The sequence below is a fragment of the Pseudomonas sp. AB6 genome, from assembly GCF_034314105.1.
GTDB lineage: Bacteria > Pseudomonadota > Gammaproteobacteria > Pseudomonadales > Pseudomonadaceae > Aquipseudomonas.
This window is the reverse complement of sequence record NZ_JAVIWJ010000001.1, coordinates 1,226,261-1,245,992: the sequence shown is the minus strand read 5'-3', so window position 1 is coordinate 1,245,992 and position 19,732 is coordinate 1,226,261. Positions and strand designations below refer to the sequence as shown.

The following is a 19,732-nucleotide window of genomic DNA, read 5'->3' as shown; positions in this document are numbered from 1 at the left end:
TCGAAGAAAAACCACGAACTTCACATCTCAGGTATAACTTGCGACTGCTCACCTGACTGCGCTTCTGCGGCATGGATATCCGCCATGAATTCTTCGGCGGGAAGCGGATGCCCCAGCAGAAAACCTTGCAGTGAATCGCAGCCTAGACGAGTCAAAAAATTTTGCTGGACGTTGGTTTCAACCCCCTCGGCAACGATGCGAAGGCCCAGCGCCTGACCCACGGAGACGATGGCCGAGACAATAGCGGCGTCATCGCTGTCATGTTCCAAATCACGAACGAAGCCACGGTCGATCTTGATTTCATTGGCTGGCAGACGCTTAAGATACATCAAGCTGGAATAGCCGGTGCCGAAGTCATCAATGGACAAGTCAACGCCCATTCCCGCCAACTGTCGAAGCACCGTCATGCTCGCATCGGCGTCACTCATGGCCGTGCTTTCAGTGATTTCCAATGTCAGGCTATTGGCGGGCAACTGATGCAGTTCTAGCGCCGTGGCAACGCTACTGACTAAACCTGCATGGCAAAACTGCAGCGCAGAGAGGTTGACCGCGATCCGCCAATGGGTGTAGCCCTGCTGGTACCAGACACGCATCTGGCGACAGGCTTCGTTAAGTACCCAGTCGCCGATAGGGATGATCAAACCGGTTTTTTCTGCCAAGCCAATAAACTTGTCAGGCAACAGTAACCCTTGTTGTGGATGTTGCCAGCGCAATAGCGCTTCAGCCCCTATCGGCAGGCCCGTCAGCGCATCGAATTTAGGCTGGTAATACAGGCAAAACTGTTGCTCTTTAAGTCCGGTACGCAAGTCCTGCAGCAACTGCAATTGATTGCGCGCGTTGGTGTTCATTGAAACGTCGAAATAGCTGAAGCCGTTTTTTCCTGCCGCTTTAGCGTGGTACATCGCGGCATCGGCATTCATCAGCAACTCATGCTGCGTCTCACCGCTCCCGGTATATAAAGCAATGCCAATGCTCGCAGAAATTTGCACTGTGTTTTCGGCAACAATAAACGGTTGGCTCATCAAGGCAACCTGGCGGGAAGCGAATGCCGTGACGTCAGCGCGCTCGCCTAAGTCGACCAGCAACACGAACTCATCACCGCCGATACGCGCTAAGGTATTTTGGCTAGTGAGTTCCTTGCGCAGCCGTAATGCGACCTGGCGCAACAGCTGGTCACCAAGATAGTGGCCAAAGGCATCATTTATAGGTTTGAAGCCATCAAGGTCCATAAACATGAGTGCGAAGCTGCCGCCATGTTCATCAGCTTTGCGCATGGCCTGTTCAACACGTTCGGCCAGCAAAACGCGATTTGGCAAACCAGTCAGCGTGTCATGCAACGCCAAATGCGTCAGCTCTTGATTGGCCATGCTGAGCGAATCGGACAATACAGTGGTGCGCGCTTCCAGCCGCGCATCGAGAACCGACGTAAGCAGGGCGATGCTCAGCACCGCCAGGCTGGTGATCAGGACTAACATGTCCAGCCCGTTGAAGCGTAAGCCGGTGCCCACTGCGCCACAGAAACTACCCTCTGCAAAGGTGGCCGCAGCCATGCCGGTGTAATGCATGCCGACAATCGCCGCCCCCATAAACACTGCCGCTCCGGCGCGGATCAAGCGCACATAGGGAGCCTGCTGACGCAGACGAAAAGCGGTCCACAGCGCCGCCGCCGACGCACTAAAAGCAATAAGCAGTGAAAGGGTTACACGAAAAGGGTCGTAATCAATACCGGGCTGCATGCGCAATGCGGCCATCCCGCAATAATGCATGCCACTGATCCCGGCACCCATAATCAATGCGCCAAAACCCAGTTGCAGTAAGGGTAGCTGCGGTTGACTGACCAGCCAAAGGGCGAACCCGGAAGCGAGAATGGCAATTAACAACGACAACAGGGTAATTGGTATATCAAAACCTAATTCGATGGGCAGGTGAAACGCGAGCATCCCGATGAAATGCATCGACCACACGCCGGTGCCCATAGCCAATGCACCACCGCCTATCCACATGTAGGCGGCACGCCCTTTTGCCGTTGCAATCCGACCGGTCAGATCCAGCGCGGTATAAGAGGCCAATATCGCCACAAATACGGAGATCAAGACCAACGATGGTGTGTAGTTACCAATGAGCATGCGGCTTCTCGTGATCCGGGCGGATAACAATATTTTGCCCAAATAAAAGCTTAATAGTGTACTCAACTTGTACAAGAAGTCGCGGACTGTTTAGTTGAATCCGAAGCGTTGATTCAGTAAATAACTAAGGCATACCAGCCGCAAGGGCAATATTCCTGACCGTAAGATTGATTATCGGAGGGTCAATCCATTTTCCGCATCCCAGCCACCGCCCAACGCGGCGATTAATTGAACACTAGCAATAAGTCGACTTTGCAGGAGGGTCAGCACGCTTCTTTCATTACTTAACGCCGTGGTTTGCACCGTTACCACGTCCAGGTAGGCGATCAACCCAGCCTTGTACTGGTTATTGGTCAAGCGAAGTGACTCACGCGCCGCGTCTAACGCTTCGGCGCGCACCACCGCTTCGTCTTGATAGACCTTGAGCTTGACCAGATAGTTTTCGACTTCCTGAAAACCGTTCAGCACGGTTTGTCGGTATTGAGCCACGGTCTGATCGTAGACTGCCTCAGTGCGATCGACTTCAGCCGAACGTTGCCCACCGTCAAACAATGTGGTCGCCAGCTGGGGTCCGACCGACCAGAAGCGGTTCGGCAGACTGATCCAGTTGGCGAATGTGGAGCTGCTATAACCGCCGTTCATGCTCAAGCTCAAGTCGGGATAGTAAGCAGCTATTGCTACGCCAATATTAGCGTTAGCGGCCATCACTGACCGTTCCGCCGCCGCGATGTCGGGGCGTCGTTCAAGCAACCGGGAAGGCACTTGCAGCGGTATCTCCGGCAGTGCCGGAACTGAGGTGATGGCGGCCAGGCTGAAGTCTGCCGGAGCTTGTCCCATCAATACCGCAATGGCATTCTCGAACTGCGCGCGCTGCCAAATCAGGTCAATCAAGTCTGCTTGGGTACTTTTAAGCTGGGTCTGCGCCTGCGCGACCGCATCCTTCCCAGAAACACCATGACGGTATTGGTTTTGCGTAGTCGTCAATGAACGCTGGTAAGCCTCTACCGTGGCCTCAAGCAAGCGTTTCTGCTCATCGATTACCCGTAACTGCAAATAATTCTGCACCAGTTGCGATTGCAGGCTCAGACGCATAGATGCCAGATCAGCCAGACTGGCCTGAGCACTGGCCTGGTCGGCTTCCCTTATGCGGCGTAATTTTCCCCAGATATCGGCTTCCCAACTGACATTCAACTGAGCGTTATAAGTGTCCCGGATGCCACTGCTCGAACTGCTCAGGCTTGAGCTGCTGCTGCCAATTCCCTGACTAGAGCGGTTTTTAGTAGTGGTCAGACCAAGTGTCGGAAAAAAAGCACCGCGGGCGCTACGGACCAACGCTTGGGCTTGTCGATATTGAGCGTCATATTGCGCGACAGTCTGGTTGGAAGTATTGAGCTTTTCCACCAACCCGTTGAGTTGCTCATCGCCATAAACCTCCCACCATGCACCCCGCTTCAACGCGTCGTTAGGCGTTGCTTGACGCCAGCCCAGCGCCTGCTTGAATTGGACGGGCGTGGTCACAGTCGGTTTTTTATAGTCCGGCCCGACCGCGCAGGCACTAAGCAGCAGCACGCAAAGGCCGGTACCGAGCCAGTGCACGGGCCGCTGAAAAACGGAAGAGATGTGCAGGCGGTCGTTCATAACGGAGTTTCCAATGCGGCATCAGTACGCACGCCACGCCATTTATTGACGCGATGGCGAAGACGGTCGAGATAAAGGTAAACCACCGGGGTGGTGTAGAGGGTCAGTATCTGACTGAAGATCAGGCCACCGATAATGGTCAGGCCCAATGGATGACGCATTTCTGCTCCTTCAGCGCTGCTCAGCAATAAAGGCACTGCCCCGAGAATCGCCGCTAACGTAGTCATCAATATCGGTCGCAGCCGTTGCAAGCAAGCGCTGCGGATCGAGTCCATCGGGCTCATGCCTTGGTCACGCTCCAGTTGCAGCGCCAAATCGATCATCAGAATGGCGTTTTTCTTCACCACGCCGATCAACAAAAACAGGCCCAGCAACGAGATCAGGCTGAATTGGCCGCCCACCATGTAGATGGTAAGCAAGGCACCCACTCCGGCTGACGGCAGGGTCGAAAGAATAGTCAGGGGGTGAATATAGCTTTCATAGAGAATGCCCAGCACCAGATACACCACCGCTAACGCGCCCAGAATCATGAACGGTTGAGTTTTTTGGGCAGCGGCGAAAGCGTCTGCGGTACCCGCCATTTTCGCGATAACGTCGGTCGGCAAGCCAATTTTGGCCACGGCCCGCTCAACGGCTGCGGAGGCTTGGGTAAGGGTGGCACCGTCTGCCAGATCAAAGGATATATCCTCAGAAGCGAACTGCCCGTCGTGCGTCACTCGGGAGTCCGCCAAGCTGCGTTCGTAGTGAGCAATGCTCGACAACGGAACTCGGGCGCCCGAGGCGGTAATCACCTGCACTTGATCTAGCGTTATTGGGTCTTGAGCGAATTTAGGGTTGACCTCCATGACCACTTCGTACTGGTTGAGGCTGTCGTAAATAGTGGAGATTTGCCGCTGGCTGTAAGCGTTATTCAACACCGCCGTCACCATCTTCATATCAATGCCCAAGCGCTTGGCAGTGTCGCGGTCAATCTGCAGCGTTACTTGTTGCGCCCCCCGGCCTTCGCGACCGTCGATCGCGGTAAGTTCTGGCACCGACTTGAGTGCTTCGAGCACCTTCGGATACCACAAGCGCAGGCTAGCCAGGTCACCGCTCTGCAGGAGGTATTGATATTGCGAGGTAGTTTGCTCACGGCCGCCACCAAACTGCAGATCCTGGTCGGCTTGAAGGAATAACCTTCCTCCAGGCACCAGCGGCATATTCTTGCGCAAACGATCGATGACCTTATCAGCGGCCAACTTGCGCTCCGCGATTGGCTTGAGGCGCACGATAATCGTGGCGTTGCTGGTGCCTCCGTTGCCACCGACAAACCCCGCTACGCTGTCGACAGCTGGATCAGCGAGCACGGCGCGCCGGAAAATTTCCATTTTCGGCTGCATCACCGCGAACGACAGGCCGTCATCGCCTCGTATGAAACCGATCAATTGACCCGTGTCCTGTTGAGGCATGAAGGTTTTGGGCACCACGACGTAGAGCGCGAAGTTGACACCGATAGTGACAAACAAGCTCAACAGCGTCAGCCGGGGATGCCGTAATACCCAGCCAAGGGAGCGATCGTAACCCACGATCATCCGGTCATTTAGCCCACGACTCCAGCGCTGCAAGGCGTTTTCTGTTGCCGGGTTGTGCGGCTTTAGCCAGCGTGCGCACAGCATCGGCGTCAGGGTTAAAGACACCAACAGCGAAACGATGATTGACGCCGCCAAGGTGATGGAAAATTCGCGGAACAGGCTGGCAATGATTCCACCCATGAACAGGATGGAAAGGAAAACCGCCACCAACGACACGTTCATCGACAGCAATGTAAAACCGACCTCTTTGGCGCCGAGGTACGCTGCCTCCATCGGCCGTATGCCTCGGTCGATGTGCCGGGAGATGTTTTCCAACACCACAATAGCGTCATCCACCACCAGCCCTGTGGCGAGAATCAGCGCCATCAGCGACAGGTTGTTTAGCGAGAAACCATACAAATACATGATGGCGAAGGTACCCACCAAGGACACCGGTACCGCCAAGGTTGGAATGAGTGAAGCGCGGAAGTTTCCGAGAAAAAAGAACACCACTAGAATCACTAATACTACCGCGATCAATAGCGTGGTTTCGGCTTCATGCAGCGTTGCCTTGATCACGGGCGAGCGATCCATGGCCAAGTCCAGTTTGACGCTGGCCGGAAGCACCGCTTGCAAAGCCGGAAGCTGCGCCTTTATTCGCGCTACAGTCTCGATGATGTTGGCGCCCGCCTGGCGATTGATGACCAGCAAAACCGCTTGTTTGTCATTGAAAAACCCACTGTTGTAACGGTCCTCCACTGCGTCGGTGACTTTAGCGACATGGCTCAGACGCAACGCCGCACCGTTCTGGTAGCGGATGATAAGCGGTGCGTAATCTTTGGCTTTCTCTAGTTGATCATTGGCCTGAATCTGCCAATTGTGGTCGGCGTCTTCTATTGATCCTTTGGGTTTACGGACATTGGCAGCGGCGATGGTGGTGCGTACATCGTCCAGCGACACGCCATATTGACTGAGTAACTGTGGCTCTAACTCAATGCGAACCGCTGGCAAAGAACTGCCACCAATTTGCACCTCACCGACGCCGGTCACTTGCGACAGGCTCTGCGAGAGGATGGTCGACGCCAAATCGTACAGTTCGCCCTTTTCCAGCACATCCGACGTCAACGACAAGACCATGACCGGCGCTTGGGAAGGATTGATCTTTTTATAGGTCGGCATACTGCGCATACCGCTGGGCAGCAGGTTGCGCGCTGCGTTGATAGCGGCTTGAACTTCCCGCGCCGCGCCATTGATGTCGCGGTCCAAGTCAAACTGCAAAATCACCCGTGTGGAGCCTAGACTTGAACGACTGCTCATGGTGGCGATGCCGGGGATAGTACCCAGCGAACGTTCTAACGGCGTGGCCACGGTCGAGGCCATGACTTCTGGGCTGGCACCCGGCAAGTTGGCCGAGACGACGATTACCGGGAAGTCCATGTTCGGCAATGACGACACAGGCAGTAGATTAAACGCAACGCTGCCCAGCAGGATGATCGCCAAGCTCAGTAGCATGGTCGCCACCGGTCGACGAATGAACGGCCCCGACAGGTTCATACCTTGGCTTGTTCCAAGTCGGCCGCGGTGTCCGGTTTATGGTTCCAGCGCCGACCTAACCGGTCGAAGTATAGATAAATAACTGGCGTCGTAAACAGCGTCAATACTTGACTCACCATCAACCCGCCGACCATCACCAGACCCAACGGCTGACGCAGCTCTGCGCCAGAGCCGCTCGCCAGCATCAATGGCACCGCACCGAACAACGCCGCCAATGTCGTCATCAAAATGGGCCGAAAACGCAACAGCGCCGCTTCGTATATCGCGGTTTCCGGAGCAATGCCACGATTACGTTCAGCGTCGAGCGCAAAGTCAATCATCATGATGGCGTTTTTCTTTACGATGCCAATCAATAGAATAATCCCGATGATCGCGATCATCCCTAAATCATTGCCGCTGATCAACAAGGCCAACAACGCACCGACCGCCGCAGACGGCAAGGTTGAAAGAATGGTAATCGGGTGGATATAACTTTCGTATAGCACGCCCAGTACGATGTACATGGTCACCACCGCCGCCAATATCAGCAGCAACGTACTCGACAGTGAGGCCTCAAACGCCTGTGCTGCGCCTTGGAATTCGGTTTGCACACCTATCGGCATGCCAATGTCCTTCTGGACCTGGTTGATCACTTCAACCGCTTTGCCCAGCGCTACCCCCGGCGCCAAATTGAAAGACATCATGACGGCCGGAAACTGACCAATGTGGGCGATAGCCAGCTGCCCCTGCCGCTGCTCAATCCGCGCCAGACTCGATAGTTTGATCTGAGTACCCGCCGCGGTTTTGACATGAACCTGCTCCAGCGCCAGAGGACCAAGGTCAACCCCTACTGCCGCCTGCAGTACCACACGGTACTGGCTGGCCTGAGTGTAGATGGTAGAAATCTGTCGCTGACCGAACGCGTCGTACAGCGCATCGGTGATGTTGGCTACGCTGACACCGACTCGACTGGCTGCATCGCGATCGATGACCAGATATACCTGCAACCCTTTATCCTGCAAGTCACTGGCGACATCCTTTAATTCCGGACGTTGAATCAAGGCATCCACCAGCTTGCCGCTCCACAGCGATAACAGGGCCGCGTCAGGTGACGACATGCTGAATTGATATTGTGTGCGACTGACCCGGTCTTCAACCGTCAAGTCTTGCACCGGCTGAAGGAACAGTCGGATATCAGATATTTTTTCAAGCTCGGGTTGTAAACGCCGAATGATTTGCGTCGCGCTCACGCTGCGTTCGCTATGCGGCTTTAAATTGATCAGCATGCGCCCGCTGTTTAAGGTGGCGTTGTCGCCGTCGACACCGATGTAAGACGAGAGGCTCTCCACCGCCGGATCTTGCAAAACGATGGTCGCCAGCGACTGTTGACGCTCACTCATGGCAGCAAACGATACCGACTGCGGCGCTTCAGAAATACCCTGAATGACCCCGGTGTCCTGCACTGGAAAGAAGCCCTTGGGCACGATCATGTACAGAAACACTGTTAGCCCTAATGTGGCGACGGCCACCAGTAATGTCAGTGGTTGATGTTTTAGTACCCAGCGCAACTTGCGTCCATACGCAGCTATCAGCCAATCGATCCAGACACCGCTGGCCCGGTAGAAACGCCCCTGATCCTCTAATTTTGGTTCACGCTTGAGCAATCGCGCGCACATCATTGGTGTCAGCGTCAGCGAAACGAACAGCGAAATCAGAATCGCGACGGCCAAGGTGATCGCAAACTCACGGAACAATCGCCCAACCACATCAGCCATGAACAGCAATGGAATTAACACTGCTATTAGCGAAATGGTCAGCGACACCAGAGTAAAACCAATTTGCCGCGCACCTTTGAGCGCCGCTTGAAACGGTGTATCGCCCTCTTCAATATGCCGCGAGATGTTCTCCAACATAACAATGGCATCATCCACCACAAAACCAGTGGCGATGGTCATCGCCATCAATGTCAGGTTGTTGACCGAGAAACCTGCTAGGTACATCACACCAAAGGTCCCAACCAGCGAGAGTGGGACTGCAATCGACGGGATAATCGTGGCGCTGAGTCTGCGCAGGAAAAGGAAGGTTACCAGTACCACAAGGATGATTGAGATCAGCAATTCATGCTGCACATCGTTTACCGAGGCGCGAATCGTCTGGGTGCGGTCGGTAAGTACGGTAACGTCTAATCCGGCAGGCAAATTATCGGTGATGCTCGGCAGCAGCGCCTTAATCCGATCAACCACCTGAATCACGTTCGCACCGGGCTGGCGTTGAATATTCAGCAGCACCGCCTGGTTTTCGTTGGCCCACGCAGCCAGCCGATCATTTTCCGCACCGTCGACGATTTCGGCTACATCCTTGAGACGCAAGGGTGCGCCGTTTTTGTAGGCCAGAATCAGGTCAGCGTATTCCTGAGCTGACTTCAACTGGTCGTTGGCATCAAGTGTAGAAACCCGAGTCGGGCCGTCGAAGCTTCCTTTAGGCTGGTTGACGTTAGACGCAGTGATCAGCGTGCGCACATCGGCCAAGTTCAATCCATTAGCGGCCAACGCGTCGGGATTGACCTTGATTCGTACTGCCTGACGTTGGCCGCCAGCGATGCTGACCAGACCCACGCCACTGATCTGCGAGATTTTTTGCGCCATGCGTGTATCAACAAGATCGTTAAGCTTGGGCAGGGGCATTGTTTTCGAAGTAATGGCCAACGTTAGCACTGGCGTATCGGCCGGGTTTACCTTGTTGTAAACAGGAGGAGCGGGCAAATCAGTTGGCAGTAAGTTGGTGGCGCCGTTGATGGCTGCCTGCACTTCCTGCTCGGCGACGTCCATGTTCAGGTCCAGGCTAAACCGTAGAGTTATAACCGAAGCTCCCCCCGAACTGGTGGAGGCCATCTGCGTGAGGCCGGGCATTTGTCCGAACTGCCGCTCCAACGGTGCAGTGACGGCACTGGTCATGACTTCAGGGCTCGCGCCGGGATATAGCGTCAAGACCCGAATCGTCGGGTAATCCACTTGTGGCAATGCTGAGACCGGCATCAGGGTATAAGCAATCAAACCGGCTAACACAATAGCCAACATGCTCAGGGTGGTTGTTACCGGACGCAGGATGAACAACCGTGAGATGTTCATACGCTGCCTTTGCCCGCCTTGGCAGCCTCGCCAGCCTTGGTAGACTCACTGGAGTCCTGGGGCGGTTTGCCCCGTAGATTCTGGTCTGTAGTGGCGGGCACGTCTTTGCTATCGTTCACCACTTCAACGTCACTACCATCACGCAAGCGGTCAGTGCCCTCCAGCACTACACGCTCGCCTGCGACCAAACCGCTGGTGATAACTGTGGAAGACTCATCGCTGGCGCCAGCTACAAGCTGACGAACCTTGACCTTTTTGTCGCCGTCCATCACGTAGACGAAGGTGCCATTCGTGCCAAATTGAACGGCTGCTGAAGGCACCAGGACCGCATGTTTAAGCGTGTCGGCATGCAAACGCACATTAACGAATTGATTCGGGAACAGCGCCTCGTCCTGGTTTTCAAAGCGCGCCTTGAATTTCAGCGTGCCAGTGGCGACGTCGATCTGGTTGTCCAGGCTGGCCAATACACCGCTGGCTTGCAGCTTCACGTCGCCCCGATCCCACGCCTCTACAGGCAATTTGTCACCACTGTGATAGCGGCTGATTACCGCTGAAAGGTCTTTCTCCGGCAGGGTAAAAACCACCGTGATCGGTTTGGTCTGGGTAATAATCAGCAACGCCGTGGTGTCGTTGGCAGCAACAAGGTTGCCGACGTCTAATTGCTTCAAGCCCACCCGGCCGTTGATTGGCGCTCGGATTCTGGTGAATTCAAGATTGAGTTTAGCGTCGCCTACAGCGGCCTGATTCGTCTTTATCGTGCCCACATATTGATTGACAAGAGATGCAGCAGTATCCAGCGTCTGCTTGGCAATGCTGTCTTCGGCGTACAGGTCTCGATAGCGCTCAAGATCAACCTGCGCATTTTTTAACAACGCCTGGTTGGTCAGTAACGTGCCTTGAGCCTGCTCCAAAAGGATTTGATAACTGCGGGGGTCTATTTCAGCCAACAAGTCTCCGGCCTTGACCATCTGTCCTTCTTGAAAGTTGATCTTGACCAATGCTCCTGCCACGCGACTACGCACGTTGACGGTGTTCATTGCCGTCACGGTGCCCAATGCTTTATAGAGGATAGGGAAATCGCCATAAGTTGCCGCTGCCACCCGGACAGGAACCGGTCCGGTTGCTCCACCAAAACCCGGCCTCGGCGCCCCGCTCTTAGTCCCACCGCCTCCGCCTTTTTGGCGGGTTGCAGTAGAAGTACCTTTATCATCGCCACCTCGCTGCAATCCGTTAGACGGCCAGAATTTCCAGCACAGGCCGATGATGACCAATAGGACTAACAGGCTAATCAGCCAACGACGGGAACTGCGGGGGCCAGACGATTGCATGAATAATCAACCATTGTGCGCGGCGGCTTCATTGAGAGGCAGAACAATAAGCATTGTGGGATGAGAAGCAAAGGGCCTTTACCGGCTATTTACTTAGCACTTACTTTCTATAAGGCCCTGAAGCATAAATAAAAAACGGCCCGAACTAGTCCAGGCCGTTAATGTTTTACAACTTGTTACTTCAGTACAGCTAAGGCGGCATCGTAATTCGGCTCTTGGCCAATTTCCGGGACCAGCTCGCTGTGCAGCACTTTGTCATTTTCGTCGAGTACGACCACTGCCCGTGCCGTCAGACCGGACAAGGGACCTTCGGCTATCGCCACACCGTAGTTCTCGATGAATTCACGACCGCGCATAGTCGAAAGATTTTGCACATTTTCGAGACCCTCAGCGCCACAGAAACGGGCTTGAGCGAACGGCAGGTCGGCAGAAATACACAGGACAACAGCGTTAGTCAGCTCATTGGCTTGCGCGTTGAATTTGCGTACGGAAGTGGCGCAGGTCGGAGTGTCGATGCTTGGAAAAATATTCAGTATTTTGCGCTTGCCGGCGAAGGTAGCCAAGGTCACGTCAGCCAGGTTACCCGCAACCAGCGAGAACGCAGGAGCTGCGCTTCCGACGGCTGGTAGTTCGCCTCTGACCTGGATAGGGTTGCCTCTATGAGTCACTTGAGCCATGAACTGAGTCCTTTTGAACGGTTTTGGAAGAGCCAGAAGTTAAACACGAAAGTGCTTAGCGACCTATTGGGATGAATGCTTTTTGTTTGACAGATTATGCTGAGCACAAAGCTCCACCAGCCAGTCAATGAACACGCGCACCCGCCGTGACATTTGCTGATGCGGCGGGTACAAGGCCATCAGCGCCATGGTGGGAGGCCGATATGCGCCAAGCACCTCCAGCAATGCCCCACTGCGCAGTTGCTCAACAATGTGATAGTGCGGCGTCTGCATTAAACCGTATCCGGCTTCGCAGGCAGCAAGGTAGCCGTCCGCACTGTTGATTGAAAGTGCCCGGGGCAGGCTTACTTCATGGACCTCACTCCCCAGTTGAAATTCCAGTCCGTAGCGTTTGCCGGAATTGGCAGAAAAGTACTCGATGACTTGATGCCCCTGAAGATCTTCCAAGCTTTTTGGCATGCCCACGCGCGCTAAATACTCCCGACTGGCGCAAGTGATTTGCGGAATATGGGCCAACAATCGAGCAACCAATGAGTCGTCAAGGGATGGTCCGATACGCACCACACAATCCACCCCTTCCCTAATTAGCTTGACCGGACGGTCACTCATTCCGATTTCCAGCTCAAGTTGAGGGTAGCGGGCAGTAAATTTGGGCAGTGCGGGCAAAATAATCAAGCGGCCGAAGCCTACCGGGATATCAATACGTAGCGTGCCTTTAGGCTCGACCTGATTGGACGCAAATATCGCTTCGGTGTCCTCAAGATCTGTGAGCAAACTCGTGCAGCGCTGGTAATAAGCCTCTCCGTCCAGGGTCGGTTTGACTTGGCGTGTCGTGCGTTGGAGCAATTGAACGCCCAAATGCGCTTCCAGCTGCTTGACCAAAATCGTTGCCGACGCGCGGGGTATATGCAAGCTGTCGGCCGCCTTGGCAAAACCGCCTAGCTCGACGATACGGGTAAAAACGCGCATCGCGTTAAATCGGTCCATTCGTACAGCCTACTGATTGATTGATGATTCATTATTTAGTTTTTCTAAACAGTGAAAGCATTTTTAGCCGGTTTATCCCTGCTCTGTCGAGGGTAACAATAGGGCTATCTTTTAACGAGCAGGAGTGATCAATGCAAACTCGTCAACTCGGAACAAACGGTCCTCACGTTTCTGCCATCGGCCTCGGCTGCATGGGCATGACCGATTTTTACACCACCGGCACCGATTCTAAAGAAGCCCTGGCGACACTACACAGGGCCCTGGAGTTAGGAATTAATCTGCTGGACACGGCGGACATGTATGGTCCGTTCACCAATGAAGAGCTGATCGGTAAAGCGATACGTGGCAAACGCGACCAAGTGTTCATCGCCAGCAAGTTCGGTTTTGTTCGAGACTTAGGGGACCCTACTGCCAGGGGCGTGAACGGTAGCCCTGAATACATCCGTAGCGCTATCGATGGGACGCTAAAGCGCTTGGGCATCGAAACACTGGATTTGTACTACCAACATCGAATCGACCCACAAATCTCGGTTGAAGAATCCGTTGGTGCCATGGCCGATTTGGTCAAAGCCGGCAAGGTGCGTTTCCTAGGGTTGAGTGAAGCCAGCGCCAGTACCCTGGAGCGCGCGCACAAGTTGCATCCAATCAGCGCGTTACAGACTGAGTATTCGTTGTGGAGCCGCGACCCTGAAGAAAACGGCAGCCTCGAAGCCTGCCGCCGTCTGGGTATTGCCTTTGTACCCTACAGCCCGTTAGGACGTGGTTTTCTGACAGGCACATTGAAAAGTCCGAACGACTTCGCAGCCGATGACTACCGTCGTTCCAGCCCTCGCTTTTTAGGCGAAAACTTCGGCAAAAATCTGCTATTAGTCGAGAAGGTTCAGAAGTTGGCGTCAGACAAGGGCGTGACAGCGGGACAACTGGCGTTGGCGTGGGTGCTGGCGCAGGGCAATGATGTAATCCCGATTCCGGGCACCAAGCAACGACGATACCTGGAAGAAAATGTCGCGGCGCTGGACATCAAACTAAGTTCAGGGGAGCTGCAAGCGCTCAAGGATTTGTTTCCGGTCGAGGCCATTGCCGGCAAACGGTACACAGATACGTCCTTGAAGCTGGTGAATCAGTGATATTGCGTGCATCGCTTCGCGAATGAATTTGGCGCTTCCGGGTCGTGGTTGATCTGAAATTTATGCTGCTAGTCCCCACTATTTCGTTGGCAAGCCAACTCCCCATTGACAAAGATCCTTTGGGAGCAGGCTTGCCAGCGAATGCAACCACTCGGTGCAACGCCGCCTAGAAATCACGCTTGTAGAAGATATCCAGCGAACTGGCAATGCCACTGGCGGCTTCAAGGTATACCTTCTTACTTAATGTATAACGTAGCGCAATAGTGTTGGCCGGATCGAATACGCCAACCCCATAACGCAGGCTTATTTTGTCAGTGATTTTGCCGCTGGCGACCACGCTGGTAGTGGTACCACTGCCGGCAGTGTCCAGTTCAAAATTCTTGATGCCCAAATTTTTAGCCAATGCGCCGGTTGTGGAAGAACTTCCCGCCAACCCCAATGCCAGCGCTGCCTGGGCCATCATATTGCTGTCTGCACCAGTGGTGGTAAGCGGGTGACCCAGAACCAGGTAAGAAAGAGCCTGTTCTTGAGTCATGGCCGGTTCTGAGAAAACCACGGTAGTCGGCTGTTCTGCACTCCCCGTCAAGCGAATGCCCGCAATCACGTCATCGATCTGACGGACCGCTTCGATGTCCAGATAAGGCTGATCGATAGGCCCAGCGAACAACAGCCGGGCCTTACGAATAATCAAGCGCTGCCCATAAGCCCGATAACGGCCATCGTTGAGATTGAGTTCACCACGGGTGTCGAGGTTGTCGCCTATGTGGACATGCCCTGCCAGATTGGCGGTTAGCCCGAATCCGGTAAAGCTGAGCATTTCCTCGCCGACTGTTACGTCGATATCCATAGCCATCGCCAAAGATGGCTGCTTCGGCTGAGTGGAATCAATCGCTTGTTGGCCTATGATGACCACATCACCCGAAAGTTTGACCGTCGATGGTGGTAATTCCCGGACAGTGATCGAGCCTTTGGGAATCAGCACTTTGCCGGAGATCGCTAGCTTGTCCCCCTTCATTGAAATATGCAGGTCCGGCGCCACGTCAAGTTCGGCATACGGCTCTACCGTTACTGGCAAGTGCGTGCCCTTGAGATTGACGTCCACCGCCAGCGCCTCGCCCCATGCGACCTGTCCGTTCAAGCTGCCCCGCCCAGTGTTGCCGCTGCTCCAACTGCCGTTCAAGCGCACACTTTCTCCTGAGATCAACGCTTGGATTTTTAAGTCCTGCACAGTAAGCGGCAACTCCGGGCCTGAGGCTTGGCCGTCGCTAAGGGTGATCTCGCCGCTCACCTGGGGCGCCAATAGACTACCCGATACATGCCCGCTTCCGTTAAGACGACCGGTTAGCTTTTCGACCATTGGCACGAACGGGCGGGCGATAGAAATATCAAGCCCACGGAGGTCGAAGTTGCCCGTTATGGGTCTGCTTTTCGCCAGCGGATCAATCTGTGCCGTCATCGATAACGTACCCAATTTGCCGCCACGAAAGTCCAACCGTGAGTCGATGCGCTTGGGAGTTAAAGTGCTTGAGAGCTTGAGACTTTCATAGGGAAAATCCAGCCATTGGTCTTTTTCCAGGAGACGTAGCCTACCGCCGTTGGCGTCCACCGAGATTTTTCCGTTAGGACCGGACGCAGGCAAATCAATTTGCACGTCGGCGTTCAACGAGCCTTCCCAGGCAAAATCCTTGGGAAACCATTGGGCCAGGCTGTCGAGAGGAAACTGCTTGAGGTGATAACGAAGCCGTGGCTCCGGCATCAACCGCTGATCTTCACCGCACAGGCTCGCAGCACCTGATATCCAGCAATGTGCACCGAAATTGATTTTGCCGTCCGCCAGACGTTCAAGCTTGGCGGGTTGCTGCAAGCGCCAGTCCTGGCCACCGGTCTGAACCTCGCCACTGGCCAAGCGGCCGCGCCAGTTACCTTTATCCAGGCTACCATCGCTAACCAAGGCCAATTTCAGCAACGGACCTTTCAGGCTGACCTGCATATTTTGACGCTTGATATCGCCCTGGCCAGTGACGATCAAGGTCCCCAGCTGGGTATCGCCAAACCGAATTCCGGCGACATTCGAATCTAGAAACCCGCGCTGTGTGCTGTCCAGTTTCGCGTCAAGGGTCAATGTTTTTAAGTGGTTATTGCCCATCACCAACTGCCCACCCGTCAACGATATCTGGCCTTGGGGTGATTGCAAGCTGCCAGCCAGATTCACACTCCCCTTGAGTTGCCCCTGCAATTGCGGCCAAAGTTGGGACAGATGCGGCAGATTAATGTTTAGGTGACCGAGCAACTTCTGTTGCACGCTGCCGTTACCCTGAACTCGATTATCACCGAGGCGGATATCCAACGCGCTGACGGTCCACTTATCTCCTGCGCCGTCTGCTTTGGCTTGAAGAACAGCCGGCTGGCCTCTTAGCTTACCTTTCAAATCCAGGTCGGCAGTTAGGGTCAGTTTTTGGTTTCTGAACTCGCCTTCACTGCGCAGAGGTCCGGCCAGGTTGCCTGGAAGCTCTGCCAACCAATACGCCGGGTTGATTGCGCTTAAGTCCAACGCAGTGTCCCAGCCAATACCGTCTGCGAATTGCAGAGTCAAATGACCGCTGGCCTTACCCTGACCTGCACTCAATTCAAGCTGCGGCAAAAACACCTGTTTGAGATCACCACTGAACGGACTGCTCAAGGTGAAGGCCCCCGCTGGACCGTCGAGCGTCGAGTTGAAATTCCCCAAGTACCTGCCATCACTGTAAGACACTTCACCTGCAAAGGTACGCACCGACACTTGAGGTTCAGCAACGGCTGGGTAAAGACGGTGCCAGGGGAAACTCAGCCATTCGATTTTCGCATCGGCGCTTAAACCTTGCTGCCAGGCGAGCCTGCCACTGAGCCTCATTGATTGATCGGAGCCGGCCGTCAGGTCGATAGCCGCAATATCAGCACCCTGAGCGTCGACGCGCCCTTTAACCATCAGCGCGACCGGGCTTTTTTCCGCAGGCAGGCTGGCATTGCCAGTGACTTGATAACCGTCTTTCAGATTACCTCCGGCAATTAGCACAAGCTGGTTGAGTTGCAGCGTGTCGGGCAGATCGGCAGCCGCCTTGAAACTTTCAGCAGTAATCTTCACCTGTGCGGGCAGGTTTTCTACCAACGGTTGCAGTCGCCCGGCCAATTCACCTTGGAGATAGCCTGCACTGTCGGCGTTAAAGTGGAGAGTCTTCAGTAAATCGCCCTGAATGTTCAAGGCCAGGGTCCACGGCACATTGCCAGGAGCCGGCAATTTCAATTGACCTAGGGCGGTCAATGGCCAGTCGCCGTTCGGTTGCAACACACCAGAAAGATCCAGAACAAGATCGTCTCGTTGCAAATGCGCAGTACCGATCTGCACGCCCAGGGATGTCCATTGCGCCGTCAATTGCAGGTCTTTCAATTGCTCGCTGCCGTTGAGCGACAGGCTATCAATTCGCACATCGCCCAACCGAATCGCCAACGGTAGTTTTATGGTAGGTAGCGTTATTGGACCACTGTTCTGTTCAGGCACAGGCGGAAACTGCAAACTGATTCGATGAGCCCACACTTGATCGAGACAGAGGGTCATGGTCATTAGGCACGACGGCGACCAAACAAATACCGCAGAGTCGACTTCAACCTGGTTATCACCCTGAACCCAGCGCAGCCGATCAGCCCGCCATTCTCCAGCCAGGCGCCCATTGAAGTTGTCGACCTGCAATCCGGGAACCTGCCCAAGCGCCCAACGACTGCCAGCATCGGTAGCGAGAATCGCATACAGCCCGAGAACCAGAATGGCTAATACAGTAAAAAAACCGGTCAGGCTGATAACGGCAATCTTCGTTGCCCGTTTCACAGCTCGGGCCCCATGGAAAAGTGCAAACGAATCCCGCCGTTATCATCCAGAGCGTGGGCGAGATCAAGGCGCAAAGGCCCTACCGGGGACACCCACCGAATGCCAACGCCAATACCCGTTTTCAAGCTGGGAAGTTGCAAAGAGTTGATCGCATTACCCTGATCGATAAACGTCGCAATTCGCCACTTTTCAGCAATGGAATACTGGTACTCAACGCTGCCTGCCACCATGTACCGGCCCCCTACCCGATCGCCGTTGGAGTTGGTAGGCGAAAGGGTCTGATAATCGTAACCCCGCACGCTTTGATCGCCACCGGCGAAGAACCTTAGGGACGGCGGAATCGACTTATAACCGTTGGTGACATTACCGCCCAATTGAATACGGCCTAAAAAGCGATGATTTTGAAACACAGTGGTAAGGCCCTTAAGTAAAACGTTGCCATGAAACAGGTTGGTATCGGACCCGAGCCCTTCTTTAGCAACTTGAGCATCTAATTGCAGACGATAGCCATTGTGAGGATCAATCCGGTTATCGCTGCGCAAAAATGAATAACTAACACCGGGCATGAGTAACGTGCTTAGGCCCGCGTCGTCGCCCAGACGGTAATCCTCGCGCTGCCACTTCAATGAAAGCACCCGCTCCCAACCGCTGGGCAATTTACTGTGCCATTCCGGCCCGATTGTGAGCAGCTTACTGAGGCTGTCGCTGCCAGCGATCTCCTCATACTGATACCCGCCAGCAAAACGAAGCTTGTCCGTCAGTGGCGGGTCTAGGGGGATGTCGTACCACAGACCGACGTTTTGCTTGGGCGCAGACAGTTCCATGTCGGCACCGTAGCTGTCACCTTGGGAGTTAACCCAATGCCTTGTCCAATTAGCCTTGCCACGCACACCGACATCGGTGGAGTAACCAATACCCAAGCCCACCGTGCGGGGTTTGCGTGTCTCCAACTGGACCGAAACCGGAATCACTTGGGCCACCGCGGCCGTGGGTGCGGCGTCGACGCGCACGCCTTCAAAGTATCCGCTGGACTGCAGGTTTTGGTTAAGTTCGGCGATTAGTTCTGAGTCATAAGGGCTGTCGGCTTTAAAGGGCACCATCCGTTGCATCAAATCGTCGTCGAACGGTGCATCGCCGGTGAAGCTAACCTTACCCAAGTCATAGCGTGGCCCGCTGTCGAAAACCAATTCGATATCAGCAATCCCTGCTTTTGGGTCGATGGCCAAACGCTGTTGGGTGAAATGCCCACTGAAAAACCCATAACGCGAGGCCTGATTTTGAATCAGTCGCTTGGCGTCTTCATAATGGCCGTGGTTGAGCACTGCGCCGGGTTTCAGAACGTCGCTTGATGGGATGCGAAACTCTTTAAGCGTTGACGCCGGGCCGTCTACGCGTACCGTAACCGTGCGCAAACGCACAGGCTCACCGGACTCAATGTTGATAACAAGCCGCAGGTCTTTGTCTTTCCCGGGTTCTACTTCACTGTCGATGTGAGCTTGGTAATAACCCAAGGCTTGTGCGGCTTTCAGTGCCTGCTCCTCGGCACCTACGCTAAAACGCCTTAGCGCTTCTATATCGCGCTCGCCGAGGCTGCCCACATACCCTTCGACGTTGGCTTTGAGTTCGGCATTGGAGGGCTTGATCCTGACATCCAATTGCGTTTGGGCGAGCGCCGCAAAACTGCTGAGCTGGACAGTACATAACAGAAATAAGCCGCGAGTAAATCTTCCGTGAAACTTCATAGGTGCGAATGCTATCACGAGCTGCGAAAGCCACTAG

The 19,732-nt window shown here is 54.5% G+C and carries 10 protein-coding genes; 1 reads left to right on the top strand and 9 read right to left on the bottom strand.

Annotated features, from left to right (window positions below):
- Positions 1-20 precede the first annotated feature (20 nt).
- From RGW60_RS06035 to RGW60_RS06005, 7 genes are all read right to left on the bottom strand, one after another.
- Complete coding sequence (locus tag RGW60_RS06035) at positions 21-2,126, bottom strand: putative bifunctional diguanylate cyclase/phosphodiesterase (protein ID WP_322203022.1); 2,106 nt, start codon at positions 2,124-2,126, stop codon at positions 21-23.
- A 171-nt stretch (positions 2,127-2,297) separates the two neighbouring features.
- On the bottom strand, positions 2,298-3,764 hold the full coding sequence (locus RGW60_RS06030; protein WP_322203021.1) for an efflux transporter outer membrane subunit: 1,467 nt from the start codon (positions 3,762-3,764) through the stop codon (positions 2,298-2,300).
- The gene (locus tag RGW60_RS06025; RefSeq protein ID WP_322203019.1) at positions 3,761-6,868 is read right to left on the bottom strand and encodes an efflux RND transporter permease subunit; all 3,108 of its coding nucleotides are present in this window, start codon (positions 6,866-6,868) and stop codon (positions 3,761-3,763) included. The genes RGW60_RS06030 and RGW60_RS06025 overlap by 4 nt, the downstream gene beginning before the upstream one ends.
- On the bottom strand, positions 6,865-9,975 hold the full coding sequence (locus RGW60_RS06020) for an MdtB/MuxB family multidrug efflux RND transporter permease subunit (RefSeq protein WP_322203017.1): 3,111 nt from the start codon (positions 9,973-9,975) through the stop codon (positions 6,865-6,867). Before RGW60_RS06020 ends, RGW60_RS06025 begins: the two co-directional genes overlap by 4 nt.
- On the bottom strand, positions 9,972-11,303 hold the full coding sequence (locus RGW60_RS06015; RefSeq protein ID WP_322203015.1) for an MdtA/MuxA family multidrug efflux RND transporter periplasmic adaptor subunit: 1,332 nt from the start codon (positions 11,301-11,303) through the stop codon (positions 9,972-9,974). The genes RGW60_RS06020 and RGW60_RS06015 overlap by 4 nt, the downstream gene beginning before the upstream one ends.
- A gap of 176 nt (positions 11,304-11,479) precedes the next feature.
- Positions 11,480-11,980, bottom strand: coding sequence for a thiol peroxidase (gene tpx, locus RGW60_RS06010; protein WP_322203013.1), 501 nt, complete (start codon positions 11,978-11,980; stop codon positions 11,480-11,482).
- A gap of 63 nt (positions 11,981-12,043) precedes the next feature.
- Positions 12,044-12,967 (bottom strand): LysR family transcriptional regulator, encoded by a 924-nt coding sequence (locus RGW60_RS06005; RefSeq protein ID WP_322203012.1) that lies wholly within the window; start codon positions 12,965-12,967, stop codon positions 12,044-12,046.
- 131 nt (positions 12,968-13,098) lie between these two features.
- On the opposite strand from RGW60_RS06005, the gene RGW60_RS06000 reads away from it, so the two are divergent.
- Complete coding sequence (locus tag RGW60_RS06000; protein WP_322203011.1) at positions 13,099-14,094, top strand: aldo/keto reductase; 996 nt, start codon at positions 13,099-13,101, stop codon at positions 14,092-14,094.
- A 166-nt stretch (positions 14,095-14,260) separates the two neighbouring features.
- Here RGW60_RS06000 and RGW60_RS05995 read toward each other — a convergent pair whose 3' ends face one another.
- Both RGW60_RS05995 and RGW60_RS05990 read right to left on the bottom strand, forming a co-directional pair.
- Positions 14,261-17,953, bottom strand: a complete 3,693-nt coding sequence (locus RGW60_RS05995) for a translocation/assembly module TamB domain-containing protein (RefSeq protein WP_322203010.1) — start codon at positions 17,951-17,953, stop codon at positions 14,261-14,263.
- Positions 17,950-19,695, bottom strand: coding sequence for an autotransporter assembly complex family protein (locus tag RGW60_RS05990; protein ID WP_322203009.1), 1,746 nt, complete (start codon positions 19,693-19,695; stop codon positions 17,950-17,952). The genes RGW60_RS05995 and RGW60_RS05990 overlap by 4 nt, the downstream gene beginning before the upstream one ends.
- Positions 19,696-19,732: the final 37 nt, after the last annotated feature.

Coding starts and splice junctions, on each gene's coding strand:
- RGW60_RS06015 (WP_322203015.1), bottom strand. CDS start 11,303: ATGCAATCGTCTGGCCCCCGCAGTTCCCGTCGTTGGCTGATTAGCCTG.
- RGW60_RS06005 (WP_322203012.1), bottom strand. CDS start 12,967: ATGGACCGATTTAACGCGATGCGCGTTTTTACCCGTATCGTCGAGCTA.
- RGW60_RS06020 (WP_322203017.1), bottom strand. CDS start 9,975: ATGAACATCTCACGGTTGTTCATCCTGCGTCCGGTAACAACCACCCTG.
- tpx (WP_322203013.1), bottom strand. CDS start 11,980: ATGGCTCAAGTGACTCATAGAGGCAACCCTATCCAGGTCAGAGGCGAA.
- RGW60_RS06030 (WP_322203021.1), bottom strand. CDS start 3,764: ATGAACGACCGCCTGCACATCTCTTCCGTTTTTCAGCGGCCCGTGCAC.
- RGW60_RS06025 (WP_322203019.1), bottom strand. CDS start 6,868: ATGAACCTGTCGGGGCCGTTCATTCGTCGACCGGTGGCGACCATGCTA.
- RGW60_RS06000 (WP_322203011.1), top strand. CDS start 13,099: ATGCAAACTCGTCAACTCGGAACAAACGGTCCTCACGTTTCTGCCATC.
- RGW60_RS05990 (WP_322203009.1), bottom strand. CDS start 19,695: ATGAAGTTTCACGGAAGATTTACTCGCGGCTTATTTCTGTTATGTACT.
- RGW60_RS06035 (WP_322203022.1), bottom strand. CDS start 2,126: ATGCTCATTGGTAACTACACACCATCGTTGGTCTTGATCTCCGTATTT.